This is a genomic window from Kosakonia pseudosacchari (genome assembly GCF_015167415.1).
Classification (GTDB): domain Bacteria; phylum Pseudomonadota; class Gammaproteobacteria; order Enterobacterales; family Enterobacteriaceae; genus Kosakonia; species Kosakonia pseudosacchari.
Genome location: NZ_CP063425.1, coordinates 2,356,394 through 2,377,012 on the forward strand (window position 1 = coordinate 2,356,394; position 20,619 = coordinate 2,377,012).

Annotated in this window: 18 protein-coding genes; 6 read left to right on the forward strand and 12 right to left on the reverse strand. The window is 55.8% G+C overall.

The features are described from left to right. Window positions 1-277: 277 nt before the first annotated feature. A complete protein-coding gene (locus IP581_RS11075; RefSeq protein WP_228007840.1) occupies window positions 278-2,026 on the reverse strand; it encodes a hypothetical protein in 1,749 nt (582 codons plus the stop codon). Between the two features lie 388 nt (window positions 2,027-2,414). Next, the gene (locus IP581_RS11080) at window positions 2,415-2,798 is read right to left on the reverse strand and encodes a nuclear transport factor 2 family protein (RefSeq protein ID WP_193822560.1); all 384 of its coding nucleotides are present in this window, start codon (window positions 2,796-2,798) and stop codon (window positions 2,415-2,417) included. Window positions 2,799-3,081: 283 nt separating this feature from the next. On the opposite strand from IP581_RS11080, the gene IP581_RS11085 reads away from it, so the two are divergent. Continuing rightward, window positions 3,082-3,687, forward strand: a complete 606-nt coding sequence (locus IP581_RS11085; RefSeq protein ID WP_193822561.1) for a hypothetical protein — start codon at window positions 3,082-3,084, stop codon at window positions 3,685-3,687. Between the two features lie 24 nt (window positions 3,688-3,711). Here IP581_RS11085 and IP581_RS11090 read toward each other — a convergent pair whose 3' ends face one another. Continuing rightward, a complete protein-coding gene (locus tag IP581_RS11090; RefSeq protein ID WP_193822562.1) occupies window positions 3,712-4,635 on the reverse strand; it encodes a LysR family transcriptional regulator in 924 nt (307 codons plus the stop codon). 130 nt (window positions 4,636-4,765) lie between these two features. Between IP581_RS11090 and IP581_RS11095 the strand changes: the two genes are divergently transcribed. Beyond that, entirely contained in the window at window positions 4,766-6,175 is a 1,410-nt protein-coding gene (locus IP581_RS11095) for an MFS transporter (RefSeq protein WP_193822563.1), read from the forward strand. On the opposite strand, the gene IP581_RS11100 is transcribed toward IP581_RS11095, so the two are convergent. The 4 genes from IP581_RS11100 to IP581_RS11115 all read right to left on the reverse strand — a co-directional run bounded on the left by IP581_RS11100 (window position 6,172) and on the right by IP581_RS11115 (window position 8,356). Continuing rightward, the gene (locus tag IP581_RS11100) at window positions 6,172-6,777 is read right to left on the reverse strand and encodes a class I SAM-dependent DNA methyltransferase (RefSeq protein ID WP_193822564.1); all 606 of its coding nucleotides are present in this window, start codon (window positions 6,775-6,777) and stop codon (window positions 6,172-6,174) included. The two genes, IP581_RS11095 and IP581_RS11100, sit on opposite strands and share 4 nt — an antisense overlap. A 77-nt stretch (window positions 6,778-6,854) precedes the next feature. Beyond that, window positions 6,855-7,397 carry an NUDIX domain-containing protein gene (locus tag IP581_RS11105; protein ID WP_097400964.1) on the reverse strand — a complete coding sequence of 181 codons (543 nt, stop codon included), beginning with the start codon at window positions 7,395-7,397 and terminating at the stop codon, window positions 6,855-6,857. A 148-nt stretch (window positions 7,398-7,545) separates the two neighbouring features. Continuing rightward, a complete protein-coding gene (locus IP581_RS11110; protein WP_162842150.1) occupies window positions 7,546-7,719 on the reverse strand; it encodes a hypothetical protein in 174 nt (57 codons plus the stop codon). A 154-nt stretch (window positions 7,720-7,873) separates the two neighbouring features. After that, entirely contained in the window at window positions 7,874-8,356 is a 483-nt protein-coding gene (locus IP581_RS11115) for a GNAT family N-acetyltransferase (protein WP_193822565.1), read from the reverse strand. A gap of 348 nt (window positions 8,357-8,704) precedes the next feature. Between IP581_RS11115 and IP581_RS11120 the strand changes: the two genes are divergently transcribed. Continuing rightward, a complete protein-coding gene (locus IP581_RS11120) occupies window positions 8,705-9,325 on the forward strand; it encodes a response regulator transcription factor (RefSeq protein ID WP_193822566.1) in 621 nt (206 codons plus the stop codon). On the opposite strand, the gene IP581_RS11125 is transcribed toward IP581_RS11120, so the two are convergent. From IP581_RS11125 to IP581_RS11145, 5 genes are read right to left on the reverse strand one after another with little or no spacing between them, the layout of a single operon-like run. Further along, a complete protein-coding gene (locus IP581_RS11125) occupies window positions 9,322-14,865 on the reverse strand; it encodes a trifunctional serine/threonine-protein kinase/ATP-binding protein/sensor histidine kinase (protein ID WP_193822567.1) in 5,544 nt (1,847 codons plus the stop codon). The two genes, IP581_RS11120 and IP581_RS11125, sit on opposite strands and share 4 nt — an antisense overlap. Further along, window positions 14,862-15,248 carry a response regulator transcription factor gene (locus tag IP581_RS11130; protein WP_097400967.1) on the reverse strand — a complete coding sequence of 129 codons (387 nt, stop codon included), beginning with the start codon at window positions 15,246-15,248 and terminating at the stop codon, window positions 14,862-14,864. Before IP581_RS11130 ends, IP581_RS11125 begins: the two co-directional genes overlap by 4 nt. A 16-nt stretch (window positions 15,249-15,264) precedes the next feature. Beyond that, window positions 15,265-15,528, reverse strand: a complete 264-nt coding sequence (locus IP581_RS11135) for a XapX domain-containing protein (protein ID WP_017456791.1) — start codon at window positions 15,526-15,528, stop codon at window positions 15,265-15,267. Window positions 15,529-15,532: 4 nt separating this feature from the next. Then, window positions 15,533-15,703, reverse strand: a complete 171-nt coding sequence (locus tag IP581_RS11140) for a DUF1427 family protein (RefSeq protein ID WP_193822568.1) — start codon at window positions 15,701-15,703, stop codon at window positions 15,533-15,535. Window positions 15,704-15,761: 58 nt separating this feature from the next. Then, window positions 15,762-16,448, reverse strand: coding sequence for a hydrolase (locus IP581_RS11145; protein WP_016496081.1), 687 nt, complete (start codon window positions 16,446-16,448; stop codon window positions 15,762-15,764). Window positions 16,449-16,680: 232 nt separating this feature from the next. On the opposite strand from IP581_RS11145, the gene IP581_RS11150 reads away from it, so the two are divergent. Genes IP581_RS11150 through IP581_RS11160 form a run of 3 tightly spaced genes read left to right on the forward strand, consistent with a single transcriptional unit; the run spans window position 16,681 to window position 20,607 of the window. Next, a complete protein-coding gene (locus IP581_RS11150) occupies window positions 16,681-18,555 on the forward strand; it encodes an amidohydrolase (protein WP_193822569.1) in 1,875 nt (624 codons plus the stop codon). Between the two features lie 4 nt (window positions 18,556-18,559). Then, window positions 18,560-18,976 (forward strand): DoxX family protein, encoded by a 417-nt coding sequence (locus IP581_RS11155; protein ID WP_097400970.1) that lies wholly within the window; start codon window positions 18,560-18,562, stop codon window positions 18,974-18,976. Next, window positions 18,973-20,607 (forward strand): MFS transporter, encoded by a 1,635-nt coding sequence (locus IP581_RS11160; RefSeq protein WP_193822570.1) that lies wholly within the window; start codon window positions 18,973-18,975, stop codon window positions 20,605-20,607. The genes IP581_RS11155 and IP581_RS11160 overlap by 4 nt, the downstream gene beginning before the upstream one ends. Window positions 20,608-20,619: the final 12 nt, after the last annotated feature.

Below are 20,619 nucleotides of genomic sequence, written 5' to 3' on the forward strand. Positions count from 1 at the left end.
TGGTCATCCTTGTTCTGGTCGCTGATAGCCTCTGAAAGCTCTTTTTCAAGCGCAGATACAGCTAACCTATCGGACGTGCCATTTTCTCTTCCCTCATTTGTACTATGTTTCATAGCTGAGCCTGCTTGGGGGTTGCACTATAACGTTCTGTGTTAGCAGGCCGCTTCGCTGCGGCCTGCTTATTATAATGCGTACTACATATGCGCATCCCATAAGGGGGGTTATTTGTTATGTTGTGGCTGCGGTTGGAATGGATATGCAACGCTCTCGTTAATACTTACTTGAGTCGATGACTTTCACACAATTCATCTAACGTGATATCCCGGCCACATGCACAGTTTCCTTTTGGATTAATCACTTCCAAGAATTCAATCGGATGAAAATGCCATACTGACCGCTGACTGGCGAACGGCGGAACCTTATCCATCCAGCGCGTCGCATCCAGAAATCCCCCGTTGGCCATCTTCACAACAGGACTTTCATCCCTGACCTTAAATACCGATGACCAGCGTGTATCATCGCGGGTACTGTGCCAGTCGCTGTCGTGTTTCACTATCAGACGCCGCGCATATTCCGGGATGTTCATCTGATTGGTATGCAGCGCACCAAACAAATACTGTTCCTGTGATTTATCGGGATACGGGCCAGGCGTTTTTTTGTTTTCAGCGTTGTGGATCAGGCTGTCATAAAACATTTTTGTCTGCGCGAACTGCGGTCCTTTTTCACCGTCAAAGTGCGAGCTGATGCTTTTAAGGGCATCAATGAGCCAGCGTTCATCCAGCGTGCGGGTAAAATCCGTTGTGTGTTCAGCTTCAATACAGTGAAAGTTTAGCGCTGCTAAATCGTGCTGACTGAGCTGCTCCACGTCGTCCTGGTGCATCCACGTATGCGGGCGGATCTGAAAGTATGTGACCCCGGTTTTATCCGTAAACGGGTACGTGGCATCACGTGGAATAATTTTTCCGGCATCGGCACGGGTAATGGCGCTCATCGACTCAAAGGTACTTTCCGCACCCTCCCCGTTTCGCAGGTATAGCGGCCGTTTCAGCTTCAGCTTAATGAACTGTTTGCCCGTTTTGATGCCCTTCGTGTTTGCCACAAAATCAGGCACATGCTCATCGAGGCTCAGCAGCTCGATATGGGCTTTATAGTCCGTGGTGATAATCTGCGGATGGTTATCTTCGTCAGCCAGATCCTGAGCGCCGAGGAACCCGACCGCATCCCCTGCTTTCACCGTCACGTTCAGCGGCGCGGGAGGCACTACCACATCATCAAACACGCCGTGATTCAGAGCGCTGTGCATCCAGTCAGGCAGGCACACGTAACATTCTCCGTCAGGCTCCAGGTATTCCGGGCGCATCGAGACCCAGAACAGTTCTCCGGCGGGCTTACCGTCCTGAAGACGCTGCACCAGGGCGAACGGCTCCGGTCGTTGTTTCAGTAAAAACGATTTCTGTTGCAGTACGGCAAGCGTGTCACCCTGCGTCAACGTTCTGGCGTGGCCGTGTTTATTTGCCAGCACGTCTGGCGCGATTTCGCGGCTGTCATCATGGCGGGAATGTTTACGCATCCGCACGCCGTGGCCTTTCTGCGTGACCCGGTAAAGCGGGCGTTTGGGAAATTCTGACAATGGCGCGATGTGCATGAAAAGCTGGTACAGCGTCAGCCAGGACGATTCATCCTGCTCGTCGGGCTTGTACACTGACCTGACCAGCACAAAGGTGCCTGATTGGCGCAGGGGATGTTCCTGGTAACACTCGATATTTGCGTAATCCCTGTTTACCCGCCATGCCACCACCTCGCCGTCCATCATGAACTGGAGCGGCACCGATTTTTCAGGCGAATCCGGATCCATCACCGAGGCCGGAGACGATGACATCCCGACGTGAGTCCCCCCGTGCCAGTAACGATTTACGCCAAGTAACCACCAACCGTGGGCATTTTTGCGGATGTCTGTCAGCAGCTCGTCATAGTTCTTATAGTCCTGTCCGTCGGCTTTCCGTACCGGATAACGTATATTCATCATCCATCCTTCTTTAAGTTAAATCTCCAAAACCATAATCATCGCAGGGAGTTAAGACGAAGGGGAGTAAAATTTATGCAAAATTATTAGGTCCTGTTGTATTTGCAGGTGAGCGAAAGGGATCGTTAAGCATCGAACTTTCACCAGATTTTGACAGGCTGACTTCTACAGAGAAAAGAGAGTATCTGGCAAATTGGCAAGATTTGGCTCAGAGTGGATACGCCTCTGACAGTTCTTTATGTACTGTTTATCACAGACATATTTCCCACATAGCGAATCAAACGAACAGAGAATATTTCTTAAATCCTGTTATGTCAGTCGTAACAGCGGTTTGCCATCATTGCCGTGGTCATTTATCTCCGCTGCCTTAATGCTTACAGCCGTTACACCATCATTCCGCCATGGGTGTTCCCTGATGAAAACGCATCTGCCATCGACCTGGCGTTGTTTTTGACGCCTCCCACAACGATGACCGCAATGTTTGCTTTATCATCTGGCCGTGTTCGTCGAGGATAAAACTTCGATACGTCAGCAGCGCATAACCGTTGTTGTGCATCGACAATGCAAAATCATCTGACGCGATCGTTTCAGTGGGCTCATTTGCCAGCGCAGTAATGACTTGTTCTCTGCTGTATCGTCTGCCGGATCGCCCAATCTCAAAAAAATCATGATGTAAAAGTCTCTCGACAATTTCGGGCTGGCAGCGAATTTCAGGATGATGAAGCTGCTGTTCATATGTCACCAACATCACCAGTAACTCATCTTCTTTGTTCATTGTCTTCCTTCCGGCTTGTTTGCATCACACATTTTTTAATCCATCGCTATGTACAAATTTTATTCAGATTATTCTTAATTGCTTACAAAGTTGTGCCTTTTACTCTTAAAATTTTAACGATATAAGAATATTCACAATTGAGAAAGTCTGACAAACTCTTCTGCATTTATCGGCAGTGCGATTGCTGGCACCATTCGAAACCCACAGAATATAACGCAATCCGGTAAATATATTTTTGGTTTAATTCAGTCTTTTTCATTTACAGGAAGTAATTGACCCGGCAATGATGAAATATATAACAAGAAGCCTCGCGCTCAGTCGCGGTATCGCAAAAAAAATAGCCACTAATGATCCACAACAGCTTGAGTTGATTAAGGATAGCCTAAAAAGCCGCCTCGGCGTGCCTGTCGGAATGCATATGACCGGTATTCCTTTAGGTATCAGTACGATACTTGCTATTTTCTGCTACGCCATGGCGCAAGTTTCTCTGTGGATGATTATTTTTAACTGGTTATCCATACCTGAATATAAAGTGCTGCTCGGCGTTTTCTTTGCGGCGGCTGTTTATTGTGTGCTGATTATGACCACCATGTTACTTACCGCACGTGGCTCACTTGCGGAATTAAAAGCGCACTTGTTTATCATTGGACTGACGGGCGCAGGAGCCATTTTGTATTTTGTCTCAGCCTTTTTCTCACTATTATTTGGCGCGGCGGATAATTACACGCCGCAGATAACATCAGTCCTCGGGTTAATCTTCTTTTTACTGAATGTTAAATGGATAAATTCCTCGTTGTTTTATCGGTCAATCGCGCTGTCCTTACATAACCGAGTCTGGCGAAAACAGTTAAAAATAGAGGCGCGGCAAGCGCAAATGCTCAAACGCTAAGAATATCTTCCTGGGGAAAAGCTTTCACTTCCCCTTCTCATCCGGCACTAAACGCTGACACACTCCCAGCATAAACTGACGCAGCCAGCGATGAGCGGGATCGACTTCTGAACGCGGATGCCACAGTTGAGAAACGGTAATGGTGCGCGTTTTTACCGGCAACTCGAACATTGCCACTCCCTGCCTGGCCGCAGGATTAAGAAGAAAAGAAGCCGGGATAAGCGCGATAAGATCGGACGCCCGCGCCACGGCTAACGCCGCAGGGAAACCTGGCACCACGGCGGCAATTTTCCTGCTCACGCCCTGCTCTGCCAGCCCTTCATCAACCGGACCACTTGTTAACCCACGACGCGACGCCACGACATGCTTCCAGGCGACATACTCATTGACCGTCACTTCATTACGTTGCGCCAGCGGATGCGTATCTCTGACGACGCCCACAAAGCGGTCTCTGAACAACGCCTGTACGCGGATTTCTGGTCCCATCTCGCTCAGCACGCCAATTTCCAGATCAACTCGTCCTTCCCGCAAGGCACTGGCGCTTTTCTCCGGCTTTGGCATAAACCGTAGCATCACGCCTGGCGCGACAGCCGCCATTTCTGCAATCAGCATTGGGCCGAATGCTTCAACAAAACCATCGTTGGCACGCAGGGTAAATATCTGCTCCAGCGAGGCAATATTGAGCTCGGGCTGCGCGGGTCGCAGCAACGCCCGCGCCTCGAAAACGGCGTTCTGCGTGCGTGCCTGAAGCGTTTCTGCATAAGGCGTCAGCACCATATTTCGTCCGGCGCGCACTAATAGCGGGTCGCCGGTGGTTTCCCGCAAACGACTAAGTGTTCGACTCATCGCCGAGGCACTCAAACCAAGCCGCCGTGCCGCCGCCGCCACACTGCGCTCGGCGATCAGCACATCCAGAGCAATTAACAAATTCAGATCGGGTTCACTCATCGGTTGGCATCCGTAACAGAAGGATCAGATATGGCGTTTGCTGCAACCTATTAATGCAAATGCTGCGCCTTCCGCCATATATCCCGCGAAATTATAGTTACCGCAAGCACAAAATCAGCAGAGGTTGTTTATGACACTTTTTTTGGACAAACCCGGTGATGAAGGATTGCCTGGGCGCGAGCGGCTGTTGGCTATGGTTGCGGTGATGACAACCACCACAATGGCGGTGTTTGATGGCTCGATGGTGAATATCGCCTTGCCGCAAATTGCGCAGGCATTAGATGTCACCGCCGCACAAGCGGTTTGGGTGGCAAATGGATATCTGCTCTCCGCCGCCATGACGCTGGCAATCTTCGCTGCGTTAGCAGCGCATGTTGGCTTTCGCCGGTTATTCGCTGCCGGGCTGGGTCTCTTTACGCTGACGTCACTGGGCTGTGCGCTGGCGCAATCGCTGGAGACGCTGGTCGCGATGCGTATCCTGCAGGGAATTGGCGGGGCGGCAACACTCAGCATTGCACCGGCGATTTTGCGTTCTGTCTTTCCGAATCGGTTGCTGGGGCGCATCCTCGGAATGAACGCGTTGTTAATCGCCTCCAGTACCGCTATTGCACCGCTACTGGGCGGAACGCTGCTGGCAACGCTAAGCTGGCAATGGTTATTCGCCATTAACCTTCCGCTGGGTATCCTTGCCCTGCTCTTCACTTTACGGGTGATCCCTGCTGCAACCACTGCGCTGCGCGGGCCATTTGATACGCCGGGGGCGCTGCTTTCTGCGCTCATGCTGGGCGCGATGGTAATGGCATCAAGCGCCATTTCCCGTTCCGGATCAGGGCTAACCGCGCTGAGTTATGGTCTTGTTGGGCTTGCTGCCGGGGTATTGTTTGTTTTTCGCCAGCGCCAGGCATTGCAGCCGCTGATGCCGCTGACGCTTTTTGCCTCGCCGCGCTTTTCGCTGGCAGCACTGACATCGCTGGCCTCGTTTATCAGCCAGGGGATGACATTTGTCGCGCTGCCGTTTCTGTTTCAGAGCGTGTATGGCTACAGCGTGTTGACATCGGCGCTGCTGTTTACCGCCTGGCCTGTTGGTATCATGCTGGTTGCGCCCCATGCCGGGCGGCTTGCTGACCGCTACGCACCGTCGTTGATTGCCACTATCGGTTTGTCTCTTTTCGCCGTGGGATTAATGTTGCTGGCGCGATTACCGCATGATCCGCCGGTGTGGGATATAAGCCTGCGCAGCCTGATCTGCGGTATTGGCTTCGGTTGTTTTCAGAGCCCGAACAACAAAGAGATGATGGCGAATGCTTCAAGGGAGCACAGTGGTTACGCGTCCGGCGTACTGGCGATTATGCGCACGTTCGGCCAGTGTCTTGGCGCGGCACTGCTGGGTGGGATACTTTCGCTCTATGCCCCTTCCGGCAATGTAGAGCAGGAGGCTTATGCGGTCCGGCTTGGTTTAGGGCTGGCCGCTGGAGCGACGCTGCTTGCGATCCTCTTTAGCCTGAGCCGCATCCGGCAAATATCTTCACCGCCGCTTTAGCGAACGCGTTGCGCCAGCCATACGGTATGCCCGGCACAGTGTGGGTCTTCCTGGACCATGTCGATAACCGCGAAACCGTGAGTTGCTAATAACGCGCGATACTCGTCGGGGGCGAGGCTGGCATGAAACAACGGTTCACCGGCGAACTGCCCCATCGCGATCCCGTGATCGGTTCCGCTGGTGAACATTAACGCGCTACCCGCATGGCTATGTTCGGCAAAGCGATCGAACATACTGCGTTGATCCTCATGCGTCAGGTGAAAAAAGCTGTCCCAGGCTAGAAGCCCATCGAAGGTTTCGCCGAGCGACAGCTTGCGCATATCCTGCTGGATCCAGCGCTGAGCGGGAAACTGCTGGCGCGCGCGATCCAGCATTGCGCTTGCGCCATCAACACCGGTAACTTGAAACCCCTGGCGGATAAACCAGCCCGCAATTGGCTGCCCGTTTCCGCACCCGACATCAACAATGTTGCCGGCATCAGGAAGCAGGCTGGCGAATTTTTCCAGCCAGCGTTGTTCAACGAGTGTCTGCGAGCGCTGCTCAGCAAAGGTTTGAGCGTGGCGTTGATAGATCGCAAGAATATGTTGTGCGGCGTCGTTCATGTTTATCTCGCGTTAATCCAGAGATTCGGCGCATAGGGCTCTGATGAGAGGCTGAGAGGCAAAATAAAATACCAGTGCTATTCCAGCATGCCTTTGAGCTTTGCCAGCAAATAGGCGGTGACTGAGGTCGCATCGCTGATCTTTCCTTCACATATCAACGTTTCGAATTCGCGCAGGGTAATTTTGCGCGTCGTCAGACCAAACTCTTCAGGATCGAGTTCCTGTTGCTGATGTACCAACTCTTCAGCGAGGAAAATATGGTAACCCTGGCTGGAGTAGCCTTGTGCCAGTTTTTGATACCCCACATGGCGTATTTTGCCCGCCACCAGCCCGGTTTCCTCACGCAGTTCACCGGCCGCCACACGCAGTGGATCCGCCTGCGGTGCACATTCCCATGCCCCTTGCGGCAACTCAATGGTGCGCTTACCCAGCGGATAGCGAAACTGCTCGACGACATACAGGCTGTCGCCTTCCCGGGCGATAACCACAACAAAATCGGCTTTCTCAACAACGGAGTAAATACCTTCGTTACCATCTGCCCGCAGGATTTTGTCTTCACGCAGACGCATCCACTTATTGCGGTACACTTCGGTGGTGGCAAGCGTTTTAATCGCTGACATCACAGCTCTCCCGGTTTGGTCTCAGGCGTGAAGCGTAACATGTGAAGCGATTAAACGGGTGAATCTATTTGGCGCGGGAATAGGTTTCAGAGGAATCGGCGTGAAAGACAGGGGATATTAAAATTAACATCCCCCTGGCGACGTCGGCTTATGGCACGCCATCGCAATTACAGGCTGAGCCGCCCTCGCCTATCTGGCACAGGATCTGGCACATGCAGTTCCAGTCTATTTCGCCATTCACTTCACACTCAGTCTGGCTGGCGGCAAAGACATTCATTGATAAACCAAATAATAAAATGGAAAGTAAGGCACGGATTTTCATAAAAAGTTCCTTTCTGTGTTGAAGAATAAAATAAAGCCACGCGATAGCGCAGCGTTATTATTATAGGAGGATGTTTTATGACGAAATGTTAACTAACCTGTTTATTTTAATAGGAATTTTCTTCTCATTAATCCATGCGGTGAATAAGCGCTCTTTATTTATCAACAGCGAAATTATATTCCATTTCAATACAGCGTAAATCCGCGCGCGCCAGCGCAGAGGGATAAACACTTTCCCGCAATATGACAAACCCCTGTTTTTGATAAAACGTACAGGCGTTAGGTGTGGATGCCAGCGTGATCCGCCGCATACCGCGTTTTGCCGCTTCCTGTTTAATGGCATCAATTATCTGCGTCGCCAGCCCCTTTCCTTCCCACGTCGGCAAGGTGAAAATGGCCTCCACGCTGGCATGTGTTACATCGAGAAAACCCGTGGCAACCGGCTGGTCATTTGCCGTGGTTGCAACATAAAACGGATTGTTGGCAATCATCACGCGCTGGCTTTCCGGCATGTTATCCGGCGTCCAGGCCGCGATAACCTTGTCCTCATAAACGCCTTTGCAACCGTGGCGAATAGCCTGATTACGAATCTGCCAAATCACTTCAGCTTCGTCAGGGCGTGCCCGTCTGATCGTCATTTTGCCTCCCATTAATGCCAATATTTTACCTAAGATTATTCTTATTTTTGCTCTCAGGCACCGTCAACGAACCGCTGTTGTTGAGAGTTAACGGTGCGATATGTAAATTAACAAGCGGTTAAAATACGTGCAACATTCAGTGATTTATCACAAATTTCATTCGAAAGTTATGCGGCAACAGTTCCCCGTTTTAGTGGGTGTATATTCTTCAGACACTGGCACAAAAAGCCTACTGGATATAAGGAAAAGATCAGTCATTTCATCCAGTTAATTTTTATGTTATCAGTATCTGCCTGCATAGCTTACGGCCTGCTTTCTGGCATGCGCCCCTACCGAGGCTGAAAGATAATGGAACCTCTCGTATATGTTGTCGATGATGATGATGCCGTCAGACGATCAATCGTCCGGCTACTGGCAGCAGAAGGTTACCGCGCCATTGATTTCGCTTCTGCGGAATCTTTTCTCACTCACCCGCTGGTTTCCGTTCCCGCTTGTTTGATTCTGGATCTGAATATGCCCGTCGCGGACGGTTTCGATGTCGCCAGTGCGTTAAAAGATCGTGGACGCGAATTGCCGATTATCTTTCTGACCGGCTACGGCACCATTCCGCTGACCGTGCGGGCCATGAAAGCCGGGGCGTGTGAGTTTTTAACGAAGCCTGTCGAGTCCGAACGCCTGTTGTCGGCGGTGGCGGACGCGCTGACGGTTGCGGCGCAGGATTTCGAGCAACAGCAGGAAAACTTTGCGCTCAGGCAACGCCACTTATCCCTGACGCCGCGTGAGCAGGAAGTTTTTGAGTTAGCCATCAGTGGATTGCTCAACAAGCAGATTGCGGCGGAACTGGGCGTCAGCGAAATCACCGTAAAAGTCCACCGCCGCCGGGTGATGGAAAAAATGCAGGCCCGCTCGCTGGCGGATCTGGTGCATGCCGCAAGCCACCTGCATATCGCCAAATCCCGCAGCCGCTAATCCGCTGCCACCGGCAAGGTAAAGGCAAACACGCTGCCGAATGGCTGCCTGGATTTCGCCGTTAGCTTGCCTTTATGCCGCTCGATAATGGCATAACTGATGGTCAATCCCATCCCCATGCCCTGCGCTTTGGTGGTATAGAACGACTCAAACAGCCTCGCCTGTACATCGGCACTCATTCCGCTACCGGTATCGGCAATCTGGCAAATCACCTCGTGCGGATTTTGGGTCAGCGTTGCGAGCGTTAACACGCGCGGGCGCGAGTCGATATCCGCCATCGCTTCAACGGCATTCATCACCAGGTTAAGCAGCACCTGCTGGATCTGCACGCTATCGCCATAAATAAAGCTGTTGTGCGCCTCCAGTGCATAGTCAACGGCTATCTGCCGCCGCGCCAGCTCGCTGCGGGAAAGCGTCATGATATGGCGCAGCAAGAAATGCAGATCGATGCGCTCGAACACCGGCTCCTGCCTGCGCGTCAGCGATTGCAGGCTACGGATCACCTCTCCGGCACGCTGCCCTTCGCTGATAATCTCCTCCAGCCCGACGCGCACATTATCGACCGGGATCGGAGAGCGATTAAGCCAGCGCAGACTGGCGCCTGCATTGGAGACAATCGACATCAGCGGCTGGTTAATTTCATGGGCAATCGACGAGGTTAGCTGCCCGACAGTCGTGGCGCGCGACACCCGCGCCAGCTCGGCCTGGGCGACGCGCGCCGCATCTTCGCTCTGCCGCTGGGCGGTGATATCGGTGATGGTGCCAAAATATTCATGCACCTCATCACCGGAAGAGACCGGATCGCCGATGCCGAGGATATAACGGCACTCGCCATCGGTGCGGATAATACGAAACTCCGCCTGCATGGTGAGCCCCTGCGCGACGCTGCGGGTGACCAGCGCACTGATATGCGGATGATCGTCCGGGTGAACAAAGGTTAAAAACTCAGCCATCGAGATCAGTTTGCGCTTCTCGTCCAGCCCGAGGATGCGCGCATACTCATCCGACATATGCATCAAATCCTGCTCCAGTTCCCAGCGCCAGGTTCCGGTGTGGCTGATTTGTTCGCCCAGCATCAGCGAGGTCTGGCTGGCGCGCAGCTCTTTTTCGACGCGCCGACGCTGCATGTTCTCTTCCACCAGCTTGGCGTACAGCCGCGCGGTTTCCAGCGACACCGCCGCATGGGCGCCAAGCAGGTTCACGACGCGCGACTGGCCGGCGGTAAACATCTCCGGCATCAGGCGGTTTTCCAGATATAACACCCCCACCAGCCGCGCCTGTTTGAACATCGGCACACACATCACCGCTGCCCCGGAAGAGACAAGATAGGGATCCTGGCTAAACGGGCTGTACTCTTCCGGTCGGCCAGTGCGGATCTCCTGTCCGGTGCGTATCACGGCCGCCAGCACCGATAAAGGCATATCTGTCGCCAGCGGCATCTCTTTTATCACCCGCACCAGCACGCCCTCTTTACTGGTGTGCGCGCTGGCTTCGATTTCCGGAATGTTGTCGTCAAGCACGCGAATCAGTAAACCGCGCTGCGCACCGGCACGCTCCAGCAGCATGGTCATCAGGATCTGAATCAGCCGTTCAAGATTGATCTCCTCTGATAAGGCGCGGGAGGCTTTGATAATGCTTTGCAGATCGCGGATTTCATCGTTCTGCGCAAAAGAGATGGTGTCATAGGGGGTGCTTTCCACGGGCGTGAAAAGATGGGGATGCTCCTGCTGCAAATGACGGACTTTAGCCTGCGCTCCCGCACGTCCCCAGGCGGCCATCGCGCCGCGAAAATAAGCGTCGGCTGCGGTCTGGTATCCACAGGAGAGCGCAAAACGCCCGGCCAGTTCGTGCGCCAGCGCATTGCTGGGGTTAAAACCGGCTTCGCGCGAAAGCGTAATCGCCTTCTCATACTGTCCGAGCGCGATGCTGTTCATTCCATCGAGGCGCACGATTTCCGCATACACCAGCGCTTCTTTATCGCTGAAGGTTCCCGGATTAACGCGTGCCCAGCGGGCGATTTTGTTGTAGTGCTGGTTCAGCCGCAGACGATGCCCGGCAGAAAAGGTCTCTGGCGTAAGCTGCATCGATAATGCGAGCGCGCTGTAGAGATGGTAATCCAGCAGACTGATATGCCCGGGCGCAGACCAGGCATGTTCGCCCGCCTCTTTCAGACAGGATTCCGCGCGGGAATAAGCCCCGGTGAAAAAGTGCGCCATCCCGCGATAGAGCCAGAACCAGAACAGCATGGTCGCAGGCGGTGTCGGCGGCAGCAGCGATCGGGGCAGGATTGATTTGCCGCTTAGCATGCCATCCGGCTGTCGCAGATACTCGACAAAGTGACGCTGTAACAGAAGCAGATGATCCATATCCGAATACTGGGTTTCACGAATAAAAGCCAGACCGCGATCGATATGACTTAATACCGTGTCGAGGTGATCGCCGCGACTCATGGCGTTGATCACCTGACGAAACGCAGCAAAACAGGCAATGGTCAGATCGCCATGCGCAACGGCTGCGGTAAAACAGGCATTAGCGCACTCCACGCTGCGCGATAGCGGTTGTGTCCAGACACAGCTACGTCCCAGCGGCACCAGCGCTTTCGCGGCAAACTCATGTAAACCGTGGCGCGTCACCAGCTCCTGCGCCAGGACGCTGTAACGGTAGCCCAGTTCATACTCTTCGTAGCGTTCGCCGAGCAGCACACCAAACCACGCCAGTGCGGAGGTGGATGCCCCGGTCAGCCCGCGTTCGAGCGTCAGTTGCAGCATCTGGCACAGCAACAGGAAATGCAGGCGCGGGCAATTAAAGCTGGCATACAAACTGGCGCTCGCCAGCAGGTTCATCAGCGCGTCGGTTTCCTGATGGTTCATACGCGGCAGCGCGGTGAACAGTTGCGCAGGATTGTCGCCAACACGCGCGTGCATCTCCTGCCATGCGTGATCACAGGCCGCATCGTCAGGATAACGGCGCAGATGAATACCAAACACGGTCAACCAGCAAAGCGTTGTCTCCAGCGCAAGCTGATAACCGGACTGGCGAATATGCACTTCTGCCAGCAGCGTCGCGGCCTGCGCCTTTTCCGTGAGCCCGCCGGGCGAGGCCAGTAACCGTTCGCACAGCCCGCGCGCGGTTGAGAGATTACCGAGCAAAAACTCACAGGCGGTCTCCTCCAGCGACAGCGCAAAATCATGCCCTGTCTCAGTACGAAGCCGCTGTGCGAGATGTAAATAGCTCAAGGCCGACGTGTAGTCGCCGGTGTGTTTTGCCCGCCTGGCGGCAAGCAGGCTGAGTTCACTGAAGCGCTGGCGTTGCGGCGGCAAAATGTCGTCGGCAGCGGCATTAATGTGATGAATCGCGCGAAACAGCAGCTCATTACCCGGGGCTTCGACCGCTGTTTGCGCCAGAAGCGTGGCCGTGACCAGATGCAACTGACGGCAATGTGCAGGCTCCAGCAGTGCGCAGGCCGCCTCGTGGATTCGTTCATGGGTAAACGTGTACTCGGCAGCGTTAAGCGTGACCAGTTGTGCCGAGAGCGCAGAATGCAGGCGATAATGTACTTCGCCGGCGGAAAGGTTCAGCACACGGCTTATCAACGAGATATCCCCCGCGCTGCCAAGACAGGCCATACTCCCGAGCAGGCTGCGGGTTTCAGGCGGCATTTGCGCCAGTTGCCGGAGTTGCAAATCGGGCACGCTTTCGCGGTGGTAGCGGGCACTGATCGCCGCCAGGTCATACTGCCATTTTCCCTGGTAGCTGTTATGGTTCACCAGGCCGTCTTCGGTAATGCGTTTAAAGAACTCATGGACGAACAGCGGGTTGCCGCCGGTTTTTTCATGGATCAGTTTCGCCAGCTCAAGGGTGGATGCCGGGCGCGTCTGAAAAACGGTCGCCAGCCAGCGGGAGATGGCTTTCGCCGAGCGCGGCTGCGGCACACACTCAATCACGCGGCTGGCGGCGCTACGCAAGCGGGCCAGCGCGGTGGCAAAAGCCGGATCGTCTAACGAGGCTAAGTCGCGGTGTGAAACCACCATCAGCAGCGGCAATGCATGGCTGTGCTGCAACAGGTATTCCAGTAAATGCAGGCTGGCGTCATCGATCCAGTGCAAGTTATCGATAAGGATAATCAGCGGGCAACCCGGTGTGGCAAAGACATTTACCAGCCGCAGCACCATGTGGTTGAAGCGCGCGCGTGAATCGAGTGACAAGGTGTCGACAAACAGCACCGGTTTGCTGTTAATCAGCAACCCCAGCTCCGGCGCGAGGCTTACCGCCAGCGCTTCATAGCCTGTGAGCGCACTGCTGAGCCGCGCCTTCCAGCGCGCTACTTCCTCGGCGGGCAATCCCAGTAAATGCAGCGCCAGCGAGCGGAACGCTGCCGTCAGCACACCCAGCGGCAGAATCGAGGAGTTCTGTTCCACCTTTCCTAGCGCAATCAGCGACGGGCGGCTCTGAAAAGCCTTTAACGATGAAGCCATCAGCGACGATTTGCCCATCCCGACAGGGCCGCTGATGGTGACCAGCGTTTGCGTACCCCTTTGTACAACCGCATCCAGCGCGTCCGCCAGCGATTTGGCCTGCGGATGGGCGCGATACAACGTGTTAGCAAAATGCAGCGATGGCGAACGATCCTGCAGACCTGGCGTAAAGTGGGCGATCTCGCCATCGGCCGTTAACGTCGCCTGGCAGCGGCGTAGATCCGCCATCAGGCCATCGACCGTCTGGTAACGTTTTTCCGGCGACTTTGTCAGCAGCTTCAGCACAATAGTTGACAGCATCTCCGGTACGCCGTCCCGCAGGCTATGCGGCGGCGAAGGTTCAGACGCAATGTGGTGCAACACCCATTCCGCCTGCCCGCCTTCGCTGAGATCGAATGGCAACGTGCCGGTCAATAACTCATAAAAGACAATGCCCAGGCTGTAGAGATCGCTGCGGTTGTCCACGGCATGGTGGGTGCGCGTGGTGTGTTCCGGTGACATGTAAGCCAGCGTACCGCCGGAGAACGGTTGCCAGTTCTGCGCCGGTTCCACGACGGTACTGGTCGTCAGGCCAAAGCCGCCTAAGCGGCAGCCTTCATCGGTGAGAAAAATATTGCCAGGTTTAATATCGCCATGGATCAGGTTGCTCTGGTGCATCTGGCGCAGCGGCGTGCAGATGCGCAGGGTCAGTTCAAGCCAGCTGGCGATACACGCCATCGGCTGGCCGGTTAGACGGGTGAGCGGTTTAAAGGCGAAAGTGGGGTAAACCAGCGCGATGCGGCCGTGATACTGCGTGCTGGCAACGGGTTTTACCGCCCAGCGGCTATCAAGTTGCAGGCGCAGCGCTAATTCGTTATTCAGCAACTGGCTGGCGCGCGGCTCGGCGTCGTCGCTTACCGCGGTGGCGAGAATAAAGGCATCGCTCGCCCACGGATAGTGCGCATTCATCCAGACAATGCAGCCCTCCTGCGCCAGCGGCGTATAGATAGCATCATCCTGCAGCGTAAACGGTTGGTTTTCGGCCACCCTCTGCGGCCACGGCGGTGAGGTTGCGTTTCCGGTCATGGCGTCTCTTCACCTCCCGCCAGCACGCGCGAAATATGATCAAGCAGCATGTCGATATCGATCGGTTTATGCAAAAAAGCAACGGCACCGGGTTGCCCCGCGAACCGTTGCCAGGTTTCATCGTCATGACCGGAAATAAATATCAGCGGCGGCGGGCACGGGCTACATTGCAGTTTCTCGTACAGTGCCGCCCCGCTCATGCCTTTCAGTTTAATGTCCGCAATCACCAGTGCGGTTTGCCGCTGCGCGGAACCATCGTTCAGGAAGGCCTCGGCGGACGCGAAGGTCAGCGTGGCGTATCCCGCCGATTGCAGCAAATTGCTTAACCCGCTACGCACGGACGGTTCATCATCAACAATGGCAATACGCAGGGTGTGCGTCATGGTAATCCTCGGGGCATTAATCCCGGCGCGGCGGTGCGTCCGGCGGTTCAGGTTGCGGCGTACCGCTAATCTTTGGCACACACTCATGGCGAAACCATGCCATGGTTAACGGTTGCCGGGCAAGTAACCGACGGGTAATCGGAACCAGTTGCTCTCCCACCAGCATGCCGAATAACCCCAGCAAGGCCATCACCGGCGGTGCGGGAGAACGTGTCCCCAGTAAAGCATAAATCCCCCCTGCCAGCAGACCGACCAGGAGGGAAAGGATCCAGGATTTCATAGGCTCACCCCGCGAAAGCTTGTGTGATCAGTGCGCAGACGAGCTGTTCGCCCATCAACATGCCAAGTAGCCCCACCAGCGCAATCGCCGGTGGCGCAGGCGATCGCACCTTCAGCAAGGCGTACATCACGCCAATCAACGCGCCTGCGGCGAAAGAGATAAGTCCGATGCTCATGGCATTCTCCTGCCGTGAAAGAGACAAGCTGACCGGCGTTAACCGGCCAGCAGGAGGCTTATTTCGCCGGAACCGGTGCCAGCGTGCGATGGCCCGCTTTCGCGCGTGAAGGCGCTTTGTGCACCATGGTGTAGGCATAATCAACGCCCATGCCGTATGCACCGGAATGCTCTTTGACAATATTCATCACCGCGTCATACGTTTCGCGATGCGCCCAGTCACGCTGCCACTCCAGCATCACCTGCTGCCAGGTCACCGGGATCACACCCGCCTGGATCATGCGCTGCATGGCGTAATCATGCGCCTCTTTCGAGGTGCCGCCGGAGGCGTCTGCCACCATATAGATTTCGTAGTCGCCTTCCAGCATGGCGCAAAGCGCGAAAGTGTTGTTGCACACCTCGGTCCAGAGGCCAGAAACCACGACTTTACGTTTGCCGTTGGCCGCCAGCGCATCACGCACTTTCTGGTCATCCCAGGAGTTCATCGAAGTACGTTCCAGAATATCTTTCTCCGGGAACACATCCAGCAGCTCAGGATAGGTGTTGCCGGAGAAACTTTCGGTCTCGACGGTGGTGAAGATGGTCGGAATATTGAACACCTTGGCGGCTTTCGCCAGCGCGACGGTGTTGTTTTTCAGCACCTGGCGGTCAATAGACTGCACGCCAAACGCCATCTGCGGCTGGTGATCGATAAAGATTAACTGACAGTTCGCCGGGGTCAGAACTTCAAGCTTCGCGGTAGTCATACAAGCATCCTTAGAGGTTAAAGTGGGAGGGTTACGTTCAGACAGCAACTCACGCGCCATCGCTATCGTGGGCTGTATGTTAGGTATCCCTCCCCGGCATAACTATTATCTGAAGGTATAACTATCCTTTCGTATACCTATACGTTCGTATAACTGTTCATTCTTTCCCAACGCTTAGCATAATCCGCCCAGATGCTTATCCGGCCCATGAGGCCGCCAGACTGGAGGAAGTATGGATTCGCTCGTACATGCAGAACTGATATTGCTTAATGGTCAGTTTCATACGGTTGATCGGGAAAACCCGTTCGCCGATGCGGTGGCTATCCGCGACGGAAAATTTGTCCAGGTGGGGACCGAAGCCGAGGTGATGGCGTACCGTGGTGAACGCACAAAGGTGGTCGATCTGAAAGGCCATACGGCGATCCCGGGGCTGAATGACTCGCACCTGCACCTGATCCGTGGGGGCCTTAATTACAACCTGGAGCTGCGCTGGGAAGGTGTGCCGTCGCTGGCGGATGCCCTGCGAATGCTGAAAGAACAGGCGCTGCGCACGCCGTCTCCGCAGTGGGTGCGCGTGGTCGGCGGCTGGACAGAGTTCCAGTTCGCCGAACGGCGTATGCCGACGCTGGACGAAATTAACGAGGCCGCGCCGGACACGCCGGTGTTTATCCTGCATCTGTACGATCGCGCCCTGCTCAACCGCGCGGCGCTGAAAGTGGTCGGCTACACCAAAGAGACGCCTAACCCGCCGGGCGGCGAAATTCAGCGCGACAGCAACGGCAACCCGACCGGGATGCTGATTGCGCGGCCAAACGCGATGATCCTCTACGCGACGCTGGCGAAAGGGCCAAAACTACCGCTGGAGCAGCAGGTCAACTCCACGCGCCAGTTTATGCGCGAACTCAACCGTCTGGGGCTGACCAGCGCTATTGACGCGGGCGGTGGTTTCCAGAACTACCCGGAAGATTACGACGTGATCGCCGAACTGCACAGCAAACAGCAGATGACCATTCGCATCGCCTATAACCTGTTCACGCAGCGTCCGGGGCATGAGCTGGAAGATTTCGAAAAATGGACCGATATGTTAACGCCGGGCCAGGGCAGCGACTTTTTCCGCCACAACGGTGCCGGTGAAATGCTGGTCTTTTCCGCTGCCGACTTCGAAGATTTCCTTGAGCCGCGCCCGGATCTGGCACCCGGTATGGAAGAGGAACTGGAGCGCGTGGTGCGCCATCTGGTTGAGCACCGCTGGCCGTTCCGCCTGCACGCCACCTATAACGAATCGATCAGCCGCATGCTGGATGTGTTCGAAAAAGTGAACCGCGATATTCCGTTTAACGGTCTGCACTGGTTCTTCGATCACGCGGAAACCATCACCGAAGCCAATATTGAGCGCGTAAAAGCGCTTGGCGGCGGGATTGCGGTTCAGCACCGCATGGCCTTCCAGGGCGAATATTTCGCCGAGCGCTATGGCCAGCAGGCCACCAGACAGACACCGCCGGTGGCGAAAATGCTGGAAGCCGGTTTGCCGGTTGGTCTGGGCACCGACGCCACGCGCGTTGCCAGCTACAATCCGTGGACGGCGCTTTACTGGCTGGTTTCCGGGCGAACGGTTGGCGGCATGCAAATGTACGACCACAGCGCGCGCCTCGATCGCGATACCGCCCTGCTGCTCTGGACGCAAGGCAGCGCCTGGTTCTCCAGCGAACAGGGGAAAAAAGGCCAAATCAAAGTGGGTCAACTGGCCGATCTCGCCATCCTCAGCAAGGACTACTTCCGTGTGCCGGAAGAGGAGATCAAAGGGATTGAGTCGGTACTGACGGTGGTGGGCGGCGAGATTGTTTATGCCGCTGGCACCTTTGGCCCGCTGGCACCGCCGGCAATCCCGGTATTGCCGGAGTGGTCGCCGGTAGTGAAAGTGCCGGGGCATTACCGCAGCGCGCCGCCGCACGCCGCTCGAGTTGGCCAGGCATCAGGGGTACACCACTGCTCAGGGCCGTGTGGTGTGCATATTCATCAGCACGATGTTGCACGCGGTGCCGCCATGCCGGTTTCCGATGAGAACGCCTTCTGGGGCGCGCTCGGTTGCAGCTGCTTTGCGTTCTGACATCATGAAAACATCCACTTTCTCAACTGTTGCGCCCCGCGTTGATGCGGGGCTGTTCTTCCTGCGCCTGACCGGCAGCCTGCTGTTGCTGTATGTGCATGGCCTGCCGAAGGTGCTGCATTTCAGTAACGAACTGGCGCATATCGAAGATCCGTTCGGCCTCGGGCCGTGGATGAGTCTGCTACCGGCGATTTTCGCCGAAGTGGTTTGCCCGCTGCTGATCATCGCCGGGGTCGCCACACGGCTGGCCTGTCTCCCGATTATCGTGGTGCTGCTGGTCGCGATGCTGGTGGTGCATGCGGACTGGTCGCTGGCCGAGGGGCAATTCGGCTGGCTGTTGCTGATTATCTTTACCACCTTGCTGTTAACCGGGCCGGGAAGCTGGCGGCTGCGCGCGGCGGCGAAAGGAGCCCTGGCATGACGCAACAAAACGAACTGCACGCAGCGGTGACAGTGTCACCTGATATTGATGCTGCTCCAGCCGCTTCTGCCTGGCAGCCGCTGCGCCAGCGCGTTTTCCGCATGCTATGGATAGCGACGGTGGTGTCCAATGTCGGCTCATGGATGAGCGACATCGGCGTGAACTGGACTATGCTCTCGCTGAGCGCCGATCCGCTGGCGGTCGCGCTGGTACAGGCGGCCAGCAGCCTGCCGATGTTCCTGTTTGTACTGCCTGCGGGGGTACTGGCGGATATCGTTGAACGGCGCAAAATCCTGCTCTTTTCGCAAGCCTGGACGTTCTGCGCGGCAGCCGGTCTGGCGCTGTTATCGTTTACCGGGAATGTCACGCCGGAAGTGCTGCTGGCGGCGACGTTTTTACTCAGCACCGGCGCGGCACTTAGCTCCCCTGCTTTCCAGGCGGTGGTGCCGGATCTGGTTGAAAAGCGCGAACTGAGTCCGGCAATTGCCCTCAATTCGCTGGGCATCAATATCAGTCGCGCGATTGGTCCGGCGCTGGGCGGGCTGCTGCTCTCTTTCGCCGGGCCGTGGATGGTGTTCTTGCTGAACGCCCTGTCGGTGCTGGGCGTGGCGTTTGTGCTCTATCGCTGGCAGCCACAGGTGACCATTCAGCGTCTGCCGCCGGAGCATTTCTTTACCGCCATTCGCGGTGGTCTGCGCTATGTTCACGCCGCGCCGGTGCTGCGCAACGTGCTGGCGCGTACGGTGGCGTTTTTCCTGTTTGGCAGCGCCGGCTGGGCGATGTTGCCGCTGGTGGCGCGACGCGAGCTGGGCCTCGGCCCCGGCGGTTACGGCATCATGCTGGCCTGTATCGGCTTCGGCGCGATTTGTGGCGCGATGCTGCTGCCTAAATTGCGTAAGCGGCTGAATGCCGACCAGATGATGGTCGCCGCCAGCTTGCTGTTTGCCGTCACCATGGTGGCGCTGGCGTTTATTCGCCATGTCTGGCTGCTTAACGCGTTTGAGTTTTTTACCGGCTTCGCGTGGATTGCCGTGCTTTCGACGCTTAACGTCGGCGCGCAGCGCAGTGCGGCCCGCTGGGTGAAAGCGCGAGCGCTGGCGGTCTACCTGACGGTGTTCTTCGGCTCAATGACGGTCGGTAGCGCCATCTGGGGCAAGCTGGCGTCGGAATTTGGCGTGACGTGGGCACTTTGTGCCGCCACGCTGGGGATGGTGCTGGGAACTGCTACAGTTTTACGTTGGCGGCTGGAAAAAGACGCCGCGCTGGATCTCGACATGATTGACCCGGCGGGTTTCGCTACCGAAACCGCTATTCCCCATGAGCGCGGGCCGGTAATGGTCAGCTGCGAATATCGGGTTTCACCGCAAGATGCGCATGATTTTGTCTGTGCGATGCAGGAAATGCGCCGCGTGCGCAGGCGTACAGGCGCGATGGGCTGGGCGGTGTATGAAGACGCACATCATCCGGGCGTGTTTGTTGAAACCTGGGTGATGGGATCGTGGATCGAGCATTTGCGCCAGCATGAACGTCACACGGTTAATGACAAACTGATTCGGGAGCGCGTGCTGGCCTTTCATCAGGGTGATGAACCGCCGGTTGTCCGGCATCTGGTCGCGCCCGCGCAACGATAAGCGTTATGCAGT

Excerpts from the sequence above, each read along its gene's own strand:
- IP581_RS11075 (WP_228007840.1), bottom strand. The coding sequence starts at position 2,026 with ATGATGAATATACGTTATCCGGTACGGAAAGCCGACGGACAGGACTAT.
- IP581_RS11080 (WP_193822560.1), bottom strand. The coding sequence starts at position 2,798 with ATGAACAAAGAAGATGAGTTACTGGTGATGTTGGTGACATATGAACAG.
- IP581_RS11085 (WP_193822561.1), top strand. The coding sequence starts at position 3,082 with ATGATGAAATATATAACAAGAAGCCTCGCGCTCAGTCGCGGTATCGCA.
- IP581_RS11090 (WP_193822562.1), bottom strand. The coding sequence starts at position 4,635 with ATGAGTGAACCCGATCTGAATTTGTTAATTGCTCTGGATGTGCTGATC.
- IP581_RS11095 (WP_193822563.1), top strand. The coding sequence starts at position 4,766 with ATGACACTTTTTTTGGACAAACCCGGTGATGAAGGATTGCCTGGGCGC.
- IP581_RS11100 (WP_193822564.1), bottom strand. The coding sequence starts at position 6,777 with ATGAACGACGCCGCACAACATATTCTTGCGATCTATCAACGCCACGCT.
- IP581_RS11105 (WP_097400964.1), bottom strand. The coding sequence starts at position 7,397 with ATGTCAGCGATTAAAACGCTTGCCACCACCGAAGTGTACCGCAATAAG.
- IP581_RS11110 (WP_162842150.1), bottom strand. The coding sequence starts at position 7,719 with ATGAAAATCCGTGCCTTACTTTCCATTTTATTATTTGGTTTATCAATG.
- IP581_RS11115 (WP_193822565.1), bottom strand. The coding sequence starts at position 8,356 with ATGACGATCAGACGGGCACGCCCTGACGAAGCTGAAGTGATTTGGCAG.
- IP581_RS11120 (WP_193822566.1), top strand. The coding sequence starts at position 8,705 with ATGGAACCTCTCGTATATGTTGTCGATGATGATGATGCCGTCAGACGA.
- IP581_RS11125 (WP_193822567.1), bottom strand. The coding sequence starts at position 14,865 with ATGACCGGAAACGCAACCTCACCGCCGTGGCCGCAGAGGGTGGCCGAA.
- IP581_RS11130 (WP_097400967.1), bottom strand. The coding sequence starts at position 15,248 with ATGACGCACACCCTGCGTATTGCCATTGTTGATGATGAACCGTCCGTG.
- IP581_RS11135 (WP_017456791.1), bottom strand. The coding sequence starts at position 15,528 with ATGAAATCCTGGATCCTTTCCCTCCTGGTCGGTCTGCTGGCAGGGGGG.
- IP581_RS11140 (WP_193822568.1), bottom strand. The coding sequence starts at position 15,703 with ATGAGCATCGGACTTATCTCTTTCGCCGCAGGCGCGTTGATTGGCGTG.
- IP581_RS11145 (WP_016496081.1), bottom strand. The coding sequence starts at position 16,448 with ATGACTACCGCGAAGCTTGAAGTTCTGACCCCGGCGAACTGTCAGTTA.
- IP581_RS11150 (WP_193822569.1), top strand. The coding sequence starts at position 16,681 with ATGGATTCGCTCGTACATGCAGAACTGATATTGCTTAATGGTCAGTTT.
- IP581_RS11155 (WP_097400970.1), top strand. The coding sequence starts at position 18,560 with ATGAAAACATCCACTTTCTCAACTGTTGCGCCCCGCGTTGATGCGGGG.
- IP581_RS11160 (WP_193822570.1), top strand. The coding sequence starts at position 18,973 with ATGACGCAACAAAACGAACTGCACGCAGCGGTGACAGTGTCACCTGAT.